The sequence below is a fragment of the Corynebacterium kroppenstedtii genome, assembly GCF_016894245.1.
Lineage (GTDB): Bacteria > Actinomycetota > Actinomycetes > Mycobacteriales > Mycobacteriaceae > Corynebacterium.
The window spans coordinates 1,286,821-1,305,049 of record NZ_CP069792.1; the positions used below are offsets into that span (position 1 = coordinate 1,286,821).

At 56.4% G+C, this 18,229-nt stretch carries 15 protein-coding genes and 1 pseudogene; 8 read left to right on the forward strand and 8 right to left on the reverse strand.

Annotated elements, in window-relative coordinates:
* Window positions 1-82: 82 nt before the first annotated feature.
* Window positions 83-1,303, forward strand: coding sequence for a glutamate--cysteine ligase (locus I6J23_RS05665; RefSeq protein ID WP_204581253.1), 1,221 nt, complete (start codon window positions 83-85; stop codon window positions 1,301-1,303).
* A gap of 56 nt (window positions 1,304-1,359) precedes the next feature.
* On the opposite strand, the gene I6J23_RS05670 is transcribed toward I6J23_RS05665, so the two are convergent.
* The 3 genes from I6J23_RS05670 to I6J23_RS05680 form a co-directional block, all read right to left on the reverse strand.
* Complete coding sequence (locus I6J23_RS05670; RefSeq protein WP_204581254.1) at window positions 1,360-1,938, reverse strand: acetyl-CoA acetyltransferase; 579 nt, start codon at window positions 1,936-1,938, stop codon at window positions 1,360-1,362.
* Between the two features lie 303 nt (window positions 1,939-2,241).
* Window positions 2,242-2,394, reverse strand: coding sequence for a hypothetical protein (locus I6J23_RS05675; protein WP_204581255.1), 153 nt, complete (start codon window positions 2,392-2,394; stop codon window positions 2,242-2,244).
* A gap of 197 nt (window positions 2,395-2,591) precedes the next feature.
* A complete protein-coding gene (locus I6J23_RS05680) occupies window positions 2,592-4,034 on the reverse strand; it encodes a dipeptidase (RefSeq protein ID WP_239454835.1) in 1,443 nt (480 codons plus the stop codon).
* A gap of 338 nt (window positions 4,035-4,372) precedes the next feature.
* Here I6J23_RS05680 and groL point away from each other — a divergent pair, with 338 nt between their 5' ends.
* On the forward strand, window positions 4,373-6,016 hold the full coding sequence (gene groL, locus I6J23_RS05685; RefSeq protein WP_204581256.1) for a chaperonin GroEL: 1,644 nt from the start codon (window positions 4,373-4,375) through the stop codon (window positions 6,014-6,016).
* A gap of 251 nt (window positions 6,017-6,267) precedes the next feature.
* The gene (gene ppk2 / locus I6J23_RS05690; protein WP_239454836.1) at window positions 6,268-7,227 is read left to right on the forward strand and encodes a polyphosphate kinase 2; all 960 of its coding nucleotides are present in this window, start codon (window positions 6,268-6,270) and stop codon (window positions 7,225-7,227) included.
* A gap of 9 nt (window positions 7,228-7,236) precedes the next feature.
* On the opposite strand, the gene I6J23_RS05695 is transcribed toward ppk2, so the two are convergent.
* The 4 genes from I6J23_RS05695 to I6J23_RS05710 form a co-directional block, all read right to left on the reverse strand.
* The gene (locus I6J23_RS05695) at window positions 7,237-9,126 is read right to left on the reverse strand and encodes an AMP-binding protein (protein WP_204581257.1); all 1,890 of its coding nucleotides are present in this window, start codon (window positions 9,124-9,126) and stop codon (window positions 7,237-7,239) included.
* Window positions 9,123-9,665 (reverse strand): MarR family winged helix-turn-helix transcriptional regulator, encoded by a 543-nt coding sequence (locus tag I6J23_RS05700; protein WP_239454837.1) that lies wholly within the window; start codon window positions 9,663-9,665, stop codon window positions 9,123-9,125. Before I6J23_RS05700 ends, I6J23_RS05695 begins: the two co-directional genes overlap by 4 nt.
* A 274-nt stretch (window positions 9,666-9,939) precedes the next feature.
* The gene (locus I6J23_RS05705) at window positions 9,940-10,245 is read right to left on the reverse strand and encodes a rhodanese-like domain-containing protein (RefSeq protein ID WP_204581258.1); all 306 of its coding nucleotides are present in this window, start codon (window positions 10,243-10,245) and stop codon (window positions 9,940-9,942) included.
* A 59-nt stretch (window positions 10,246-10,304) separates the two neighbouring features.
* Complete coding sequence (locus tag I6J23_RS05710; RefSeq protein WP_204581259.1) at window positions 10,305-11,381, reverse strand: HtaA protein; 1,077 nt, start codon at window positions 11,379-11,381, stop codon at window positions 10,305-10,307.
* Between the two features lie 128 nt (window positions 11,382-11,509).
* On the opposite strand from I6J23_RS05710, the gene I6J23_RS05715 reads away from it, so the two are divergent.
* The 4 genes and pseudogenes from I6J23_RS05715 to I6J23_RS05730 form a co-directional block, all read left to right on the forward strand.
* Window positions 11,510-12,430 carry a carbohydrate ABC transporter permease gene (locus I6J23_RS05715; protein ID WP_204581260.1) on the forward strand — a complete coding sequence of 307 codons (921 nt, stop codon included), beginning with the start codon at window positions 11,510-11,512 and terminating at the stop codon, window positions 12,428-12,430.
* Between the two features lie 59 nt (window positions 12,431-12,489).
* Window positions 12,490-13,305 carry a carbohydrate ABC transporter permease gene (locus I6J23_RS05720; RefSeq protein ID WP_204581261.1) on the forward strand — a complete coding sequence of 272 codons (816 nt, stop codon included), beginning with the start codon at window positions 12,490-12,492 and terminating at the stop codon, window positions 13,303-13,305.
* Window positions 13,305-14,651 carry an ABC transporter substrate-binding protein gene (locus I6J23_RS05725; protein ID WP_204581262.1) on the forward strand — a complete coding sequence of 449 codons (1,347 nt, stop codon included), beginning with the start codon at window positions 13,305-13,307 and terminating at the stop codon, window positions 14,649-14,651. Before I6J23_RS05720 ends, I6J23_RS05725 begins: the two co-directional genes overlap by 1 nt.
* A 111-nt stretch (window positions 14,652-14,762) precedes the next feature.
* A pseudogene (locus tag I6J23_RS05730) lies at window positions 14,763-15,704 on the forward strand (ABC transporter ATP-binding protein); the annotation flags it as partial.
* 380 nt (window positions 15,705-16,084) lie between these two features.
* Here the strand turns inward: I6J23_RS05730 and I6J23_RS05735 are convergent.
* Entirely contained in the window at window positions 16,085-16,561 is a 477-nt protein-coding gene (locus I6J23_RS05735) for an inorganic diphosphatase (RefSeq protein WP_204581264.1), read from the reverse strand.
* A gap of 35 nt (window positions 16,562-16,596) precedes the next feature.
* Between I6J23_RS05735 and dacB the strand changes: the two genes are divergently transcribed.
* Window positions 16,597-18,228, forward strand: coding sequence for a D-alanyl-D-alanine carboxypeptidase/D-alanyl-D-alanine endopeptidase (gene dacB, locus I6J23_RS05740; protein ID WP_239454838.1), 1,632 nt, complete (start codon window positions 16,597-16,599; stop codon window positions 18,226-18,228).
* Window position 18,229 lies beyond the last annotated feature (1 nt).

Genomic DNA, 18,229 nt, shown 5'->3' on the forward strand with positions numbered 1-18,229 from the left:
TTCTACCGCACGACTTATGAACATTACGACGCTCGGCTGAGAGGCCCAGCGTCGTCGTCTTACGCCCGGAAGGTAGACCACAGTGACATCGGAAAAGCCTCCGACTCTCACCTTCAACGCTTCTCCTGCGCCGACATTGGGCGTGGAGTGGGAACTGGCCTTGGTGGACCCCACGACCTTGGATCTCACGCCGCGTGCAGGAGAACTGCTGCAAGTGATGTCCACAATGGATCCCAATCACCGCGTTGTCCGCGAATTCCTCTCGAACACGATTGAATTCGTCACGGCCGTATGTGAGACGGTGGCCGATGTCGAAAACGACCTGCGAGAATCGCTTGATCTCGCTCTCCGGGCCGCGGACGATATTGGCGTCGAATTGCTGTCCGTGGGCACCCACCCGTTTGCCCACTGGGGTGATCAGGAGCTCTCGGACAAGACGAACTATCAGCAAATCATTGAGCGCACCCAATGGTGGGGCCGCCAGATGCTGATCTGGGGGATACATGTGCACGTAGGGGTCCGTTCGAAGGATCGGGTATGGCCGATCATCAACGCGATGCTGACTTTATATCCCCACATTTTGGCAATGTCTGCTTCCTCGCCCGCCTGGGAGGGGATGGACACCGGGTATGCCAGCAATCGGACGCTCCTGTATCAACAATTGCCGACGGCGGGGCTCCCGTATCCCACGAAAACCTGGGATGAGTGGGAGGAATTCACCCGTGACCAGTTGCGCAGCGGGGTCATCGATAAACCCGACGCTATGCATTTGGATATTCGCCCGGCAGGTAAATGGGGGACGATTGAGGTCCGTTTTGCCGACACCACAACAAACATGCGCGACCTCAGCGCGATTGTTGCTTTTGTTCATTGTGCAGTGGTGTATTTTGATCGCGCCTACGACCGTGGGGAGGACTTGCCGAGTCTGCAGCAATGGCACATCGTCGAAAATAAATGGCGTGCGGCGCGGTATGGCCTGGATGCGATTGTCATCGTGGATCGAGACACCAATGAGAAAGATGTGCGCGATGATATTCGCGAGTGGGTTAAGCGGCTTCGGCCAATCGCCGACGACTTATCGTGCCGACGCGAGTTGGAGGACGTTCTGACGATTGTGAAGGAAGGGGCAGCATATGAGCGCTTGCGACGGATCGCCCGTGCAGCAGGTGCCGCGCGCGAACCCGGCGTCCGTTTGGCAGGCGAAGCCGGGGCGTTGGATGGATTCGCGACGCCGGACGCGTGGAAGGCTGCCGTGCGGGCGTCGATCAACGAGTTGAAAGAGAACTTTTCCGATGAGAGATGACTCTCGGCCGAAGGGCGGTCGGATCGTCTAGGCCGCATTTCTTTCGGGTGGCTCGCTTATTTAACCGTCGGGTATAGACGATTAGCAGCATTGACCAGGGAATTGGCGGCAGAAATATCGGGGTGAGAACCGAAACCGACGGTCCAGACTTTTCGACGATCATGGGCCGCATAGATCATGGTGACGGTTGCTTCGAAAATCGTGAATTGGTGGAATTCGAGGATTTCAACGCGACGCCCATTATCAGCCAAGATGTTGGTCATGGCGCTGATAGCGCCCATCGATGTGATGGTGTGGGTGGAGATGCGCTGGGAGGAAGGCTGCGTGCTGTCAGCCAGGGTGATGGTGTAGCGACGACGGCCTGCGCGCAGCTGTTCGTGGGTGAGTGATTGTAGGCTCAGTGCGCCACCAGGAGCGCAAAATGTTTCCGTGAACGTCCGCCAGGCCATGCCGTGGGCTTGCTCCCGTAACCCGCGGGGCAGTCGGTGGCCGAACCGGGCGCGGAAGGGGTCGTCGGCGAAGGTACGTGTGGGCTGCGTCTCAAAGTTCGTGCCCTGGTTGGATGTGGAAAAAGCTCTGGTGGTGTCCCGGGTGAACGAATGTGTCCGGCGTCGGCTGGAAGTATAGATAATCACGGGGCGAAATCCTTATTACGTTGGCGCTTCACCCTGGTTACAGCTTTGTCCTGTTTCGGCACTGTTCTGCGTCGATAAGGCCACGATGGGATTGTGATGACGCTGGACGATTGTGGCCAGTCGTCGTGGTGGGCCGCTCCGGGAAATCAGGGGCCGTGTGGTTGGGCCATCAGGATCGAGCGGATCCGTCGTCATCGGACGGTGCCATCGTCAGTTGTAGCCGGGGGTGATAGCGCGGTGGCCATCATGGGCGGGCGGACTGACGGGGCCTGGGGTTCTGGGCTCAATCCTGGGCGGACGAGGTCAGTCCTGCTCGCCACCGAGGTCGCTAGCCTTAAGTACTCGTAGCGCGGGGGCCGCGATGAGGGCCGACGCGGCGGTGGCCTCGAGGATGCTCGAGGTGGCCGGAGCCGAGTGCTTGAGGTTGCGAAGTCCCTTAAGGTTCGCCTTAAGCATGGTGGCAACTGTATCGGCGTCGTGTGACCCACGCAACATGGTTCGGATAGGCGGTGGTGAATCGGGGGTAAAACGATGTGGCGCGTGAGCTGTGACTAGAGAGGTAGTGCATGAAAATACCCCCTGAACATGCAGATTCTCACACTATGGAATATCTGCTTGAGGGGGTCACAGCGGGGGTAGTGAAAGGGGCGCAGTTAGTCCCTTCCGAACCGCGCGAGGAAGAGCAATTCCGCGATAGCGAAGTGCTTGATCTCGGAGGGGTCGACTGATTCATTAGCGCTGTGGATCCGCGCTTCGGGTTCCTCGACGCCGAAGAGTGCGAGCTCAGCGTTGGGATTGGCCTTGAGAAGGCCCGCGCAGAGCGGGATCGATCCGCCAGAGGCGTTATACACGACGTCCGTGCGGAAGGCGTCGCTCATGGCTTGGCCAAGAGTGGCGTGAAGTGGTCCCGAGGTATCGGCGCGGAACGGCTCGCCAATTGACTCGCGCTCGATGGTGATGTGGGCGCCCCACGGAACGTGGTCTTCCAGGTGCTTGACGAGTTTGTCTTGAGCCTCAACGGGGTCCATGGTTGAGGGGACGCGCAGGTTCAACATAGCAGCACAGCTCGCCGGCACGGCATTGATGACGTCTTTGGTAGGAACCGCGTCCAGAGCCGTGACCGTGATTGCCGGTTGTGCGACGGTGAGGTCAGTGACGCTGGGGCCGTCGCCTCGTGTGGTGCCCGCGGCCCCATAAAGTTCGACACCATCCAGGACAGACGCGTCCTTACGGAAGTTCTTGGGGTCGGCTTGGTTACCATCCCAGTGACCTGAGGTATCCAAACCATTGACAGTGAGCAACCCATTGTCATCGTGCAGTGTGCCGAGAAGGTGGATCATCGCCAGAAGAGCATCGGGCGCAGCTCCGCCGAATTGCCCCGAGTGAACTGGCCCTTCCAGTGTGTGCAAGGTGACTTTTACTCCTGCACTACCGCGTAACGACGTGCACAGCGCGGGTTCACCAACACGATCGGAACCGGAATCGGCGATCAGGATGTCGTCGGCAGAGAAAAGCTCGGGGCGCTCCTCTAATAGTGCGTCTAATCCGGCACCGCCACGTTCTTCGGACCCTTCAACAACAACGCGGATGCCGAGCTTCGGTGCCTCGGGGTGCAGTTCCTCCCACGCTTTGAGCCCATGAAGAGCGGCGAGGTGCATCACGACATTACCTTTGCAATCCGCAGTGCCGCGCCCGTACCACCGCCCATTGCGTTCGGTGAGCGTCCACGGATCGGAATCCCAGGCGTCGGTATCGGTGGCCGGCTGGACGTCATAATGCGAGTACAGCATGACGGTCGGCATACCCTCGCTGGGTTGGCGCAAGCCAATCACGGCGGTGGAACCGTCGGCAGTTTGGTACTTTTCGACGGGGATGCCGGCGGCTGTAAACGCGTCGACCACCCAGTTAGCGGCGCGGGTTGTTTCCTCCTCGAGGCCGGCGAAGTCGTGGACAGAAGCGCAGCCCACGAGCTCGGTTAACCACGAGCGAACGTCGTCCATCCGTGAGGTGACGTAGCGGGTGGCTTCCTCGGGGGAATAGATGCCCGCCGTATCCGTCGAGTTTGTGTCTTTGCTGTCTGCAGCGTCGTGAGTCATGTTCCCTAGAGTAGCGTCATCGAGTGGAGGGGCAGTGTCGGTGTGGTGCCCACGCGGTATGTAATCACGCGGTATGTGATCACGTGGTATGTAATCACGCGGTTAGCGTCGGTATGAATCGTGGCGCACCATTTCAACCCGTTCAACCAGAAACCTTGCACTCTAAGCCCGAGACTGCTAAACAAGAGTTAGCACTCCGGGACTGTGAGTGCCAGAGATTTACAACAAATGTTCACCGGCTGTGGTGAGAGAAATAGAAGACACATATTTCTCGTGCCGTCGCGGGCGCCGCTGCCGGATCGTGTGTCGTCAACATAAACGGAGGATCGGAAAGCCTCATGGCCAAGATCATTGCTTTCGACGAGGAAGCTCGCCGCGGATTGGAAAAGGGACTCAATACCCTTGCTGATGCAGTCAAGGTGACGTTGGGGCCAAAAGGTCGTAACGTCGTCCTAGAGAAGAAGTGGGGCGCTCCCACGATCACCAATGATGGTGTGACTATCGCCCGCGAAATCGAACTTGAGGATCCGTACGAGAAGATCGGTGCGGAGCTCGTTAAAGAGGTTGCGAAGAAGACCGACGACGTTGCCGGCGACGGTACCACGACAGCAACCGTTCTGGCGCAGTCGCTGGTCCGTGAGGGCCTGCGCAACGTTGCCGCGGGATCTAACCCGATGGGCATCAAGCGTGGTATCCAGGCTGCTACTAAGGCCGTGACCAAGCAGCTGCTGGACTCCGCTAAGGACATCGAAACTGAGGAAGAAATCGCCGCAACTGCTGGCATCTCTGCCGCCGACCAGACCATTGGTGAACTGATCGCCAAGGCCATGTACAAGGTGGGCGACGGAAAACTCAACAAAGACGGCGTTATCACCGTCGAAGAGTCCAACACCTTTGGCGTTGACCTCGAAGTCACCGAAGGCATGCGCTTCGACAAGGGCTACATTTCCGGTTACTTCGCCACCGACATGGAGCGCCAGGAAGCCGTTCTTGAGGATCCGTACATTCTGCTCGTGTCCTCCAAGATCGGTAATGTGAAGGACCTTCTCCCGCTGCTTGAAAAGGTCATGCAGTCCGGGAAGCCGTTGCTGATCGTCGCTGAGGACGTTGAGGGCGAGGCTCTGTCCACCCTGGTTGTTAACAAGATTCGTGGAACCTTCAAGTCGGTTGCTGTTAAGGCTCCGGGCTTCGGTGACCGTCGGAAGGCTCAGCTGCAGGACATCGCGATTCTGACCGGTGGCCAGGTTATTTCCGAAGAAGTTGGGCTCACCCTGGAGAACGCAGACCTCCCGATGCTGGGGCGTGCCCGCAAGGTCGTCGTCACGAAGGACGAGACCACCATCGTTGAGGGCGCTGGCTCCTCCGACCAAATTGAAGGCCGCGTCAAGCAGATCCGTGCAGAGATCGAGAACTCTGACTCGGACTACGACCGCGAAAAGCTTCAGGAGCGCTTGGCCAAGCTGGCTGGTGGCGTCGCTGTCCTGAAGGTGGGTGCCGCAACCGAGGTTGAGTTGAAGGAGCGTAAGCACCGCATTGAGGACGCCGTGCGTAACGCTAAGGCCGCTGCTGAGGAAGGCATCGTTGCTGGTGGTGGATCCGCACTGCTGCAGGCATCCTCCGTGTTGGATGATGACCTCGGATTCTCTGGCGACGAAGCCATCGGTGTTCGCATCCTCCGTGCCGCCCTGGAGGCTCCGTTGAAGCAGATCGCTATCAACGCTGGCTTCGAGCCCGGCGTCGTGGCCGACAAGGTTGCTAACCTCGACGAAGGCTTCGGTTTGAATGCAGCCACGGGCGAATACGTCAACCTGATGGATGCAGGCATTAACGATCCGGTGAAGGTGACACGTTCCGCACTGCAGAACGCATCCTCCATCGCCTCCCTGTTCTTGACCACGGAGGCCGTCGTCGCGGACAAGCCCGAGCCTGCTGCGCCAGCTGCACCGGGTGCCGATGAGATGGCCGGCATGGGTGGATTCTAATTAGAACCACCTAAAGGCCGAGTTATTGGCCCGCTAGTCTTCTGACCGTGTGGTCAATGACCCTAAGGTCGGTTAAACACTGACAGACTGTTCCGAACTCGGAACAGTCTGTTTCGTTTTTCGTATCGTCCTCGTGTCACCGTGAGGATTCGTGAGGATCACGGTGGTGTGGGGGAGATAACCCCCATATAAACCCCCCGACCTGCTTAGTTGATGTCCGGTTGAACGCCCGTTCGTCATAGACTTTGGATATGGCTGATGAAGACGATCGGAAAAAGGACACCACTAGCGCTGAGGACGGTGCTAAGGAGGGAAAAACCTCAAACGATGAGGAGTTCCACGTCGTCGACCTTGCCGATACCGAAGGCTATATCGTCGATGACTCCGATGAAGATGACCCCGTACTTATTACCCCCGATGGGCATCGTGTAGATACATGGCGTGAAAATTACCCCTACGACGAACGCATGACTCGTAAGGAATACGAGCATATTAAGCGTGCCCTCCAGATCGAGTTGCTGAAATGGCAGAACTGGACGAAGGATACGGGGCAGAAGCACATCATTCTCTTCGAAGGGCGTGACGCCGCAGGTAAGGGTGGCACGATCAAGCGATTCAATGAGCACCTAAATCCTCGTGGTGCGCGTACCGTCGCTTTGGAAAAGCCATCGCCACGTGAATCGACGTCATGGTATTTCCAGCGCTACATCGAGCACTATCCCGCAGCCGGCGAGATCGTGTTCTTCGACCGCTCGTGGTACAACAGGTCCGGCGTCGAGCGCGTGATGGGATTTTGTACAGAATCGCAGCATGCGGAGTTCCTGCGCGAGGTTCCCATGCTGGAAAACATGATTATGGGATCCGGAATTAGCTTGACCAAGCTGTGGTTCTCGGTCACACAGAAAGAACAGCGCACGCGCTTCGCTATCCGCCAGGTGGACCCCGTGCGGCAATGGAAGCTATCACCAATGGACTTAGCATCCCTGGATAAGTGGGATGACTATACGCGGGCTAAGGAAGAACAGTTCCGCTATACAGACACGAATGAGTCGCCGTGGATCACGATTAAATCCAATGACAAGAAGCGCGCACGTATTAACGCTATGCGCTATTTGCTCTCCAAGTTTGAATACACTGATAAAGACTACGACATTGTCGGGCAGCCCGATCCGAAAATTGTCAAGCGCGGCCGCGACCAAATCGGTGACTAGTCCCGGTGATTAGTTCCCCCTGACCCAGCGACCGATCGTTGCCATGAGCTTCCGCCATTTGGCGCGGAAGCTCATTTTTCGTTGCGACGACGAGCTCTGCGCCATCGGCACAACCGCAGTAGTGGCACTCTCCCGCGGGGGCGTTGCGGTAGTGGCGTCCGACGTATCAGGCGTCGACGCGTCGTCGGCTCTTTGGTTGGAGTTCTGAGACTGATGTTCAGAGGTCAACTGTGCGTCCTCATGATGGGCCTGATCCTCAGGTGACATGCGCTTCCCTGAGGATGCCGGCTGATCAGAGGCCTCAGGCTGATGGGGGAGTGTACTGACAACATGAATGGAAGGCATTAGCGCTCGGGGTACGCGCCGGGCAAGATAGGTGCGCGCCGATTTTTCCGTCAGGCTTCTGCTCTGGACGTACCCCAGCAGTTTCGGCCCCTGCGTTGATGTCGTTAACGCCGCCGTGGTGCCGTCGGCACCTGGAAGGTCATGGAGAACAGCATCGACATGAATGAGATCCACGCGATGCCCACTGATGCGCGTTTGTTCGTCGATATGCCTCACAAAGTGCAGCCCATCGTCGCCGACGGTGACGAGGTCGCCAGTCCTGTACGCGCGGTTCCACCCGAATTGGGACACGGGCGCGAAGGTCTCCGCATCATGAATGAGATCGAAGTAGTGGGCCAGGCCAACACCGCTGATCACAAGTTCGCCGGCCCGCCCCGGCTCGACTGGGTGTCCCACTTCATCGATGACGGTTGCTTCCCATCCAGCGAGCGGCTGCCCCATTAGCGATAGGGGAGTTTCCGGGGTTATTTTGGCTGCCGACGTGACCCCGGTCGCTTCAGTGCGGTACGTATTCCACACCTCACGTCCGGCCATGACGCGCGTGATGTCGGCAGGGCAGGGCTCGCCACCCAAGATGAGGAGCCGTAACGCGGCGGGGTCGGTGTGCCAGGACAGCACGTCGCTGGGCGTCGTTGAAATGACAGAGATGCTACGGTCTGCGATCCAGTGATCAATGGCCGTGGGGCCAGGAGCCTCGTGTGTGGCATCATTCGTGTAAGGTACCAGACACGCGCCGGTGGACCAGGCCAGCCACATTTCTTCGACGCTGCGTGGATCTGTGTGTGGTGCTATCGCGCCGATCCGGTCGCCCTCGCTAATGGGATCGTCGGGAACAAATAGGCGGGTCTCTGCGCTGATCCCCGCGGTGGCACAACGATGGGGAAGCACCAATGATCGGCGGCCGAAGAACACAGCGGCGGCGTCTGAAGGGGAGGGCTTGTGCGCCTGACGTGTTGCGGGCCGCAGAGATTGAACGCCCGACTCTGTGACAGCGGCGGTGAGTCGAAGCCCAGCGCTCACCTCGGCGAGGGAATATCCAGAGGCCGGTTCGGGTGACCGAGGAATGGCACGTGGGCGTGATGTCAAAGCCGAATAAGGGACTGTTCCACCGCGCATGTGGGATGATGAGTGTCGGCCATTGTCCTCAGCGGCCGACCGGCGGATGATCGGGTCCCGTGAGCTAGGAGAATCGTGGGCAGCGTCTTCTGCGGACGGTGTGGTGGAGCCCTGATCTTTACCCTGGCGGCGGTTTAGGGAAGTCGTCGAAACAGGGACGTACGCTGCGCCGATAGACATGGTCGCAAGGAGGGCAGCGTAGTAATCGATAGGGTCGGCGATGGCAATGCCGACGCGGTCGCCTCGTCCGGCGTCAGCACGAAGCTCGTCGGCAATCTCGCGGTACCGCTGTGTGAGGTCAGAGTATGTGATGGCTTGGTTGCCCGTATCGATGGCGAGGGCATCGGGTGTGGCATCGGCCTGATCAGCAAAGATCCGGGTGAGAGTGTGGGGTTGTGAAGCGAGCGAATGGTCCCCCAACACTCTCCGCGAATTCACAATGACACTCCCGTGGTCAGCTTGCTGGTGTATTTCCGTAGTCGGTTGCTCTGCTTGTCGTTGAGTTCGTCGAGGAGATCATTCTCCGCGTCGGTCAGTGCGTGACGAATTTTGTGTCGAACAGTAATACCGTCAGGCGTAATCGTAATAAGTTGTTTTCGACGGTCCTCTGTCGAGCGTACACGCTGGAGCAGGTTGTCTTCTTCTAATGAGTCGATGAGGCGGACCATGTCAGAACGGTCAACGCCGAGGAGTTCTCCGAGCTCACTTTGGGAATAGCCTTTGTCTCGCCGGACGCATTCGAGAAGCCAATATGCTCGTTGCGAAAGTTCGAATTCATTAAGGGTGTTATCGGCGACTTCTCTGAACATTTTGTTCAGTTGATACACCTGGTAAAAAAGCGAGTCTTCGACTTCCGAGGTGAGGGTAGCAGGTGCAGTTTCGGCACTGTCGGTTGCGCCTTGGACAGCCTTGTTCTCATCCTTGTTTGATTTATCTGGCTTATGACCAGATTTCTTTTTCTTGCTCGACTTCGCCATATTGCTGATCTTAGCCGAAAGTGGGGTATTAAAAACAATTGATATTTCCCACAAAAACGACTCCGTTACCATCTTCCGTCATTGCGAATTGACTACGACAACGTAGTGACTCCAGCGCCTGCGAATGGAATTGCGCTAGTAATAACTCGGATGCCGAGGAAGGCTTACCGTCAATCTTCAGCAATGAAGATGATGAACGACGAAAAACCCCGGTGCCGAGCACAACTCGATGAGTGTGCAGAGATCAACCGAGGTTTATGAGAGCTGCTGGGATCTAGTCGTTGCCGGGACCTGTTTCCATAGGAAGATTAGCTTCGCGCCATGCTAGGGTTCCACCCTTAACGTTGATGACGTCGAGGCCGTTTTGCTCTAGGAATTGGCAGGCCTTGGTGGACCGGCCTCCGGAGAGGCAGATAATGTACGCCGGTTGATCGAAGTCCAGTTCTTGGTAGCGACCCATTAATTCGCTGAGCGGAATGTTGATAGCACCCGCGGCATGGCCGTCAGCATATTCATCTGGCTCGCGGACGTCGACAAATTGCGCTCCGTCGGGAATGTCGTGGACTGTCACGCTTTCCATAGATATAGCTCCTTATAGGGTAGATGGCAGTCGATCTCGGCGTACCTGTCGTACGGCTCTTACTGCTGCTCGGTCAACTCGCCGTACTGCAGTGGTCCGATGCCGTAGGTCTTCGCACCATTCTCGTTGGCGGGTGAGAGGATACCGATAGGACGCCGAGTCAACGAGTCTGGCCCCACGTTACCGTCTGATGTCTCTGCAGTCAGGATTTCGGTGCCATTGGGCAGCGTAATGATCCACGGATTAGCGACCGTTAGCTCGACAACATTGAAGCGTGCCGACCCTGTGACGGAGCCTTTGTACCGACGGATCCCATCGTTAGCGGCTTCTTCGGCGTCACGATCACGGCTGAACGACACTGTCTGGGCCTCGTCCTGCTTGGCCGCCCCATCCTTGGGGTTAACGCCACCCTGCGCCAGCTTCGTCGCCGTGAAAAGTTCGTTCGCCTTGACGACGAGATCCTCCGTGGGTGCTGGCGGGGTGTTCGGGCCTGGCTCGGGGGAGTAGTTAATAGGAACGTAGAGCTCCTCGGCGGGGTTGACGGATCCGCCACCGGCGTAGGTGTACACACCGAAGTTGGTGCCGGGTGTCTGCTCAGGGGGATCGACGACGAGTCGAGCGGTGAAGGTGCCGTCGTCATTCATTGGCTGGGCTTGGCGGGCGATTGAGCGGTGCATGTCAATCGGCTGCTGAGGGATTGCGTCCAGCGTCCCGTTAGGCATGACCCACGCCACCCGATCATGGGGGTGCTTACGGGTAGAGGAATCGGCGTTTTCACTGGGTTTCCACTGATCGGGGAACCCACTGAAAAGAACGAATACGCCGTTGGACGTTCCCGGAGGTACCGGAAGTGGGAAGCCGCCCTTATTGGCCTGCGGGGAGAACCCGGAACCGTGGACCAGGAGAACGTCGCCGCGGTGCACGGTTGCGCCTTCGGCGGGAGTTCCATCTTCAAAGGTGACAGTGATGGATGGATTCTCCTGAACCTGAGGGAAAACGGGGAGATTATCCGGGATACTCGGTGCCGCTGTTGCGGGCGCCGGTGCCGTTAGTGCTGGCACACCCACTGCAAGAGCTGCGGTGAGGGCTGTGGAACTGGCAATAAGTACCAGTGGGGAGCGTGAACGAGAGAACATACTTAAATTTTAAACCTAGCCTGCCCTAAACGGAAGGGCGTGGGAGTTTTCCGTTTGTTCACCTAAACGTTCTTGACGGTTTACGCTGTGGTCACTGGAATATTCGTTAGGGGAGCTAGTCTGCACGGGTGCTCGATAGTCAAACAGTTCACGCACCAGACACCAAGCGGGCTCAAAGGAAGGAAGCGCTACTAGCTGCAGCACTACTTTTTCCTAATCTCCTGCTGCTGACCGTGTTTACGTATCGGCCTTTAATAGACAACATCCGTTTATCATTCTTTCGGTGGAATATTTCGTCGCCGTCGGCGACATTTGTGGGGTTTGATAACTATAAGGAATGGCTAACTCGGGACGACACCCGAACCATTGTTCTTAATACCCTTGTGTTTACCGGCTTTGCCGTGATCGGTTCCATGGCCTTGGGCCTTATTCTTGCCTTGATATTGGATCAAAAGTTGTTTGGTCGTAATGCTGTCCGGTCCATTGCTTTTGCTCCCTTTGCCTTATCTGGAGCTGCCATCGGGGTTGCTTTTCAGTTTATTTTCGATCCTCACTTTGGACTTATACAGGACATCCTCAGCCGGCTTCATGTCCCTGTGCCGAACTTCTACTCGGAGCCAGCATGGGCGCTTTTTATGGTGACCTTCACCTTTATTTGGAAGAATCTGGGATACACATTCGTCATTTATCTCGCCGCATTGCAGGGCGTGAATAAAGAACTTGATGAGGCAGCGGCAATTGATGGTGCTGGGCCCTGGACACGATTATGGAAGGTCATTCTTCCCCAGTTGCGTCCGAGCACTTTTTTCTTATCTATCACCGTGACGCTGAACTCTGTTCAGGTCTTCGACATTATTTCAGTGATGACTCGAGGTGGCCCGCAAACAACAGGCACCACCACGTTGGTGTACCAGGTCTACCAGGAAACATTCACGAATTTCAGGGCAGGGTATGGAGCCACCGTCGCCACGATCCTTTTTCTCATCCTGTTGTGCCTGACTCTGGTTCAGGTTCGTTATATGGACCGGCAGATGGATAACGGGAGATAAAGACGGTGAGTGTCGTAAAGAGCTCGATATCTGGCTATACCAAGACAGGAAGAGGTGACATGGGAAAGAAAGCCGTGGGCTATGCCGGAATGATTTTTATCCTTGTACTCATTGGGTTGCCCTTATATTGGACTCTCAGTGGATCATTGAAAACGCATCCAGAAATCTACACCAACCCGGTAACGTGGTATCCCCACCAGATGCATCCACAAAACTATGATGAAGCAACACAGCGGGTGCCCTTTTGGCATTACTTGCGAAACTCGGTCATCATCACAGTTATTCTGTGCACGATAAAAATCACCCTGGGAGTCCTGAGCGCGTATGCACTCGCTATTCTCCGATTCCCAGGGCGCAACCTTGTTTTCATCATTATCATCTCTGCCCTCATGGTTCCTAGTGAAATTACTGTGATTTCTAACTATGCATTGGTTGCTGGGCTGGGGTGGAGAAACACTTTCCAAGGCATCATTATCCCTCTCGCTGGAATCGCATTTGGGACGTTCTTAATGCGTAACCACTTCATGAGCCTGCCGAAAGAGTTAATTGAGGCGGCACGGATGGATGGCGCTGGACCCATGCAATTGCTCTTTCGAGTACTTCTCCCGGTATCAGGCCCCACATTGGTGGCTTTCGCCATGATCACCGTGGTTAATGAGTGGAACCAATACTTGTGGCCCTATGTTATGGCTGATACGGACAAGGTTGCGCCGCTACCTGTCGGACTGGCACTACTCCAAAACTCAGATGGGGTAACGAACTGGGGCCCCGTGATGGCGGCAACGCTGCTCACCATGGTTCCGATTGTCCTCCTGTTCATTTTCCTACAGAAATACATGATTAAAGGCTTAACGACGGGGGCGGTGAAAGGTTAATGACATCTTCGTATTGGGGACAACGGTCAGATTCACAGCGCGCGGGCATATCGCGTCGTTCTTTCTTAGGACTAGCGGGAACTGCGTTGGCGGCAACGGCGCTGAGTGGGTGTGCGGGGACACGATTCTCCCCGGGAGGCCAGGCACACCAAGACGACAACACGATCACGTGGTGGTCGTCGCACCCGGGGCAGTCAAAGCCCGTTGAACAAGAATTGATCCGCCGTTTCGAAAAGGATCATCCAGACCTCACGGTCAATCTCATTGATGCGGGGAAAAATTATGAAGAATGTGCTCAAAAATTCAACGCTGCTCTGACGGGAAGAACGGTTCCCGATATCGTCATGCTCTCGGACGTATGGTGGTTTAACTTTGCGCTGAATGAGCAGATCACGCCGATTGAAGATGTGGCGTCTGCAGTGGGGCTGGATACGTCAACATACGTGACATCTCTTTATGAAGACTATGCATTCAATGGTAAGCATTTTGCGCTTCCCTTTGCACGCTCGACTCCGTTGTTCTTTTACAACAAAGACGCGTGGAAAAGAGCAGGGCTTCCCGACCGTGGGCCTGAATCGTGGGATGAAATGGATGAATGGGGTTCGCGACTCCAGACGGATCAACAAAAAGGTCACGGGTGGGGCAATGCCGTCGATTATTTGTCATGGACCTTTGAAGGCCCTTTGTGGACAAAAGGCGGAGCGTACTCAAAGGAATGGGATTTTACTTTCACCTCCGATGAAACGATCGCCGCGGTAGAGTGGCTCAAACGTACCGTGTCGAATAATGGGTACGCTGCTATTTCTCAGTCATTGGCCAATGATTTCTCAGCCGGTTTATATGCCTCGGTGATCGCGTCGACGGGAGACCTGAACGGGATTGTATCCAACGCCTCATTTCCTGTGGGGACGGCGGCCTTGCCCAATCCGCGTGGGACCGGTGGGTGTCCGACGGGTGGGGCTGGATTAGCTATACCGGCCATCATTTCCGATAAGAGGAAGAAAAACGCGGCAACGTTTATTAACTACATAACGAGCACAGTTAATACCTGCTTCTGGTCGAGAGAAGTGGGGTATATGCCGGTACGAAAAGATGCGTCGGACGATCCAGAGATGAAGACATTTTTGGATGACCACCCTAACTATCAGACCGCTATCGACCAGCTTCCGCATACGCGTATTCAAGATCCCGCCCGTGTTTTCGTTCCTGGTGCAGACCAGGTCATTGGAGGCGCTTTCGAATCGATCTTAACGAATAATGCCGATATTCGTTCCACGATGAAAAAGGTTGATAAAGAAATCAGCCGGGCTTATGAGACGCAAATTAAACCGAAAATGCCGTCGTGATGATTTTTCAAACCATCACCTCCATTCATCGCCCTGGCAACCGCATCATTGCTGATGGGACGTACGCGAAATTGTTGATAAGACGTAACTCCAGAAAGAAAGAGCACAAGAATGGCGTCGATACGATTTAATAATGTCTCTCGAATTTACGGTGACCGCAAAGCCGTGGATAATCTTAATTTAGATATCGCTGATGGTGAATTTCTAGTTGTCGTAGGACCCTCCGGCTGTGGCAAGTCCACGAGTCTGCGAATGCTTGCGGGCCTGGAACCTACTGATCAGGGGTCAATTTTTATTGGCAATAGGGATGCAACGGGGGTACCTCCTCGCGAACGCGATGTGGCAATGGTGTTTCAGAATTACGCCCTGTACCCCAACATGACGGTTGAGGGGAATATGAGCTTTGCTCTCCGCAACCGCGGGATGGGGAAGAAGGAAACGCGACGACGTGTCCATGAGGCTGCGGCGATGCTGGAGCTTACCGATCTGCTGGACCGCAAACCCGCAGCCTTGTCGGGTGGGCAGCGGCAACGCGTGGCGATGGGGCGGGCGATAGTTCGTGACCCCGCGGTTTTCTGCATGGATGAGCCGCTATCAAACCTTGATGCGAAACTTCGAGTATCGACGCGGTCCCAGATTCTTTCTTTGCAGAAAAAGCTCCGTACGACGACCGTATATGTGACGCACGACCAAGTTGAAGCGATGACCATGGGCGACCGCGTGGCTGTACTCAAAGACGGCGTGTTGCAGCAGGTCGACTCGCCGCGTGATGTTTATCAGAATCCTGCAAACACGTTTGTGGCGTCGTTTATTGGATCGCCGACGATGGGCCTCTTCACGATTGATGGTGGGCCAATTATGGGTGTGCGTCCGGAGGACTGGGAGGTGCTATCGGTCGTATCGGGGGACAACGCGGCAACGACGACGGGGGAGGAACGTGTGCAGGATGCGGGTGTGCCAGGAGACGCACCTCTACTCCACCTTACGGTCACGCACATCGAGGAGCTCGGGGCGCAATCGTTTGCCTATGGCACCCCCACGGTTTCTCGAGGACGCCATGATTCGCGTGTTAGCCAGGCAGCTGGGGTCATGACAGACGCCACTGGAACAGCGAATGGAATAAGTGGACAACCTGGCGAAACAACGGGGTCCCATCGCGGTGTCCACATCAACCCCATGACGGGCAGGGACGCGCTCGCCGTGCTCCTCCCGCGAGATAGTGCCGCAGGGAGAGGGAAGGACCTCGTCACGTCGGACGTCGTTCACAACAACGGGCAGGTTACGGCTGCCGATGTGGCCGTCGGATCTGTGATTACTGTTCGTGCGACACGAACCCACTATTTCGACCCAGAAACTGGCAACCGAATTGATCCCACCGCTGGCTCTGCACGTTAGCAGTCCCCACGTGATCCCCCCGGTGCGCAAGGGCGCTGCTAGTCCTCGTAGCGGTCCTTAGCTTCTTGCAGGATGCGCTCAGCTTCTGCTTTATCGCCCCAGCCAGAGCCACTGACTTCCTTATTCGGTTCCAGATCCTTGTAGTGGACGAAGAAGTGCTCCACCTCGTCCTTAATGTGATCTTCGACGTCGTTGATGTCTTGGTACTTCTCGTAGCGGACATCGTCGATGACGCAGAGTAGCTTGTCGTCGCCGCCTGCTTCGTCGGTCATCTTGAACACACCGACCGGGCGGGCCTCAACGATCACGCCGGGGAATACCGGCTCAGGAAGAATGACCAGCGCGTCGAGTGGATCGCCATCTTCGCCGAGCGTGTGATCAATAAAGCCGTAGTCGGCAGGATAAGCCATAGGGGTGAAAAGGTACCGATCCAGGTAGACCTTGCCCGTTTCGTGATCAACTTCGTACTTGTTGCGTGATCCCTTCGGGATTTCGATCGTGACTTCAATACTCATAAGACCCACTGTACTGAACCGCCACGCAACCGGGGGTGCCACGCTGGAGAACCAGCGTAATTTCGTCGACCATCTGGCCGGAAGTTGAAGTGTTCCGCGTTGTGTCCGGGGTCTCGGCTAAACTCACCACCGTGAAAAAAGGTAAGAAGAACTCTGGTGGGTCGACAGCCGTTCGTACTGGCTCTTTTCGACGTTCCGCTGTCTCTTCTGTCGTCACCGTGCTCGCCATTATCGTGGTGGCGGCGGTGATCGTTGGGGCTGTGGTCATGTACCAGCAGCGCAACGCATACACCTCCGCCGACCCGGCAGGACCGGCCGATAGTGGCGTCTCCGTGTCCGGGCCGAATGCGGACGCCCCTATTCCCGACATCACGAAAGCCCTTCAGGGGCCGGCCTCTAATGGTGCTTTGGGCCAGTTGGCTGGCCAGGTTACCGACGCATCCTCTGGGAAAACGTTGTGGGACAAGAATTCGTCCACTGCAATGGTTCCAGCGTCGTCAACAAAGATGATGACGACGGCTGCTGCACTGTTAACTCTTGGTCCGAAGGACAAAGTTCGCACGGTAGTGAAACGTGGCACGAAACCGGGGCAGATCGTGCTGGTCGGTGGCGGTGACGTAACGCTCGCTGCCTCGAAAGACAATGCGTTTTACACGAACGCCCCCACGATCCAGGACCTGGCGAGCCAAGTGAAGAAAAACATGGGTGGCCAGCCCGTGACAAGTGTGGTGGTTGATAATTCGCGCGCCGGACAGGGCGATACCTTTAATTCGACGTGGAGTCGCGGGGATATTTCCGGGGGCAACGTGACTTCTGTGGACTCTGTCATGCTCAATGGGGGACGCCAGGACCCCAGCGACGCCGATTCCCCGCGCACCGACAATCCGGCGTTGGTAGCCGGACAAGCGCTAGCCAATGCTGTAGGACTCGCTGGTGGCGGTTCCGACGGAGCTGACAATGCCGGCGACTCCGGCGAAACCGATGATGAGGCTGCTAACTCGGGTGGCGGCGATGACAACACCCAGGGAGTGTCCGTGTCCACGAAATCTGTGGATACCGAAGACGACGAACTCGGTGCTGTGGAATCGGCCCCGTTAGATATCAGGATCCACGACATGCTCGTCAATTCTGACAATATGGAAGCCGAGGCGATCGGCCGAGAAATTGCGGACAAAGAAGGCAAGCCCTTGACATTCGACGGCGCGACGTCCGCGACTAAACAAGTCCTCTCGAAGCATGGTTTCCCCCTCGAGAGTGTGGTTCTCAAAGACAATTCGGGAATGAGCCCAGATAACCGCATTACCCCACGCCTTCTCGACCGCATCATGGTGAAAGCCGCATCCCCCGTGGCCGGTGAAGGTGATTCTGGTTCTTCCCCGGCAGATAGCGAAAGTCATGACCTTCGGCCCATTCTTGACGGTTTGCCCGTCGCGGGCGGTAACGGAACTCTCGCTGGCCGGTTCACCCCCGGTTCATCATCGGGGTCCGGAGCAGGATGGGTTCGTGCGAAAACAGGGACTCTTGAGGGAGTCTCCGCACTGGTCGGAACAGTCATGAACCAGCAAGGTCGCGTCTTGACCTTTGCATTTATGTCGAATGGCTCGGACATTGAGCCTGCTCGTTCTGCCTTGGATGATCTTGCGTCCGCGCTGAGGATGTCGTCATAGG

Excerpts from the sequence above, each read along its gene's own strand:
- I6J23_RS05675 (WP_204581255.1), bottom strand. The coding sequence starts at position 2,394 with ATGCTTAAGGCGAACCTTAAGGGACTTCGCAACCTCAAGCACTCGGCT.
- I6J23_RS05680 (WP_239454835.1), bottom strand. The coding sequence starts at position 4,034 with ATGACTCACGACGCTGCAGACAGCAAAGACACAAACTCGACGGATACG.
- groL (WP_204581256.1), top strand. The coding sequence starts at position 4,373 with ATGGCCAAGATCATTGCTTTCGACGAGGAAGCTCGCCGCGGATTGGAA.
- ppk2 (WP_239454836.1), top strand. The coding sequence starts at position 6,268 with ATGGCTGATGAAGACGATCGGAAAAAGGACACCACTAGCGCTGAGGAC.
- I6J23_RS05700 (WP_239454837.1), bottom strand. The coding sequence starts at position 9,665 with ATGGCGAAGTCGAGCAAGAAAAAGAAATCTGGTCATAAGCCAGATAAA.
- I6J23_RS05705 (WP_204581258.1), bottom strand. The coding sequence starts at position 10,245 with ATGGAAAGCGTGACAGTCCACGACATTCCCGACGGAGCGCAATTTGTC.
- I6J23_RS05710 (WP_204581259.1), bottom strand. The coding sequence starts at position 11,381 with ATGTTCTCTCGTTCACGCTCCCCACTGGTACTTATTGCCAGTTCCACA.
- I6J23_RS05720 (WP_204581261.1), top strand. The coding sequence starts at position 12,490 with ATGGGAAAGAAAGCCGTGGGCTATGCCGGAATGATTTTTATCCTTGTA.
- I6J23_RS05725 (WP_204581262.1), top strand. The coding sequence starts at position 13,305 with ATGACATCTTCGTATTGGGGACAACGGTCAGATTCACAGCGCGCGGGC.
- I6J23_RS05735 (WP_204581264.1), bottom strand. The coding sequence starts at position 16,561 with ATGAGTATTGAAGTCACGATCGAAATCCCGAAGGGATCACGCAACAAG.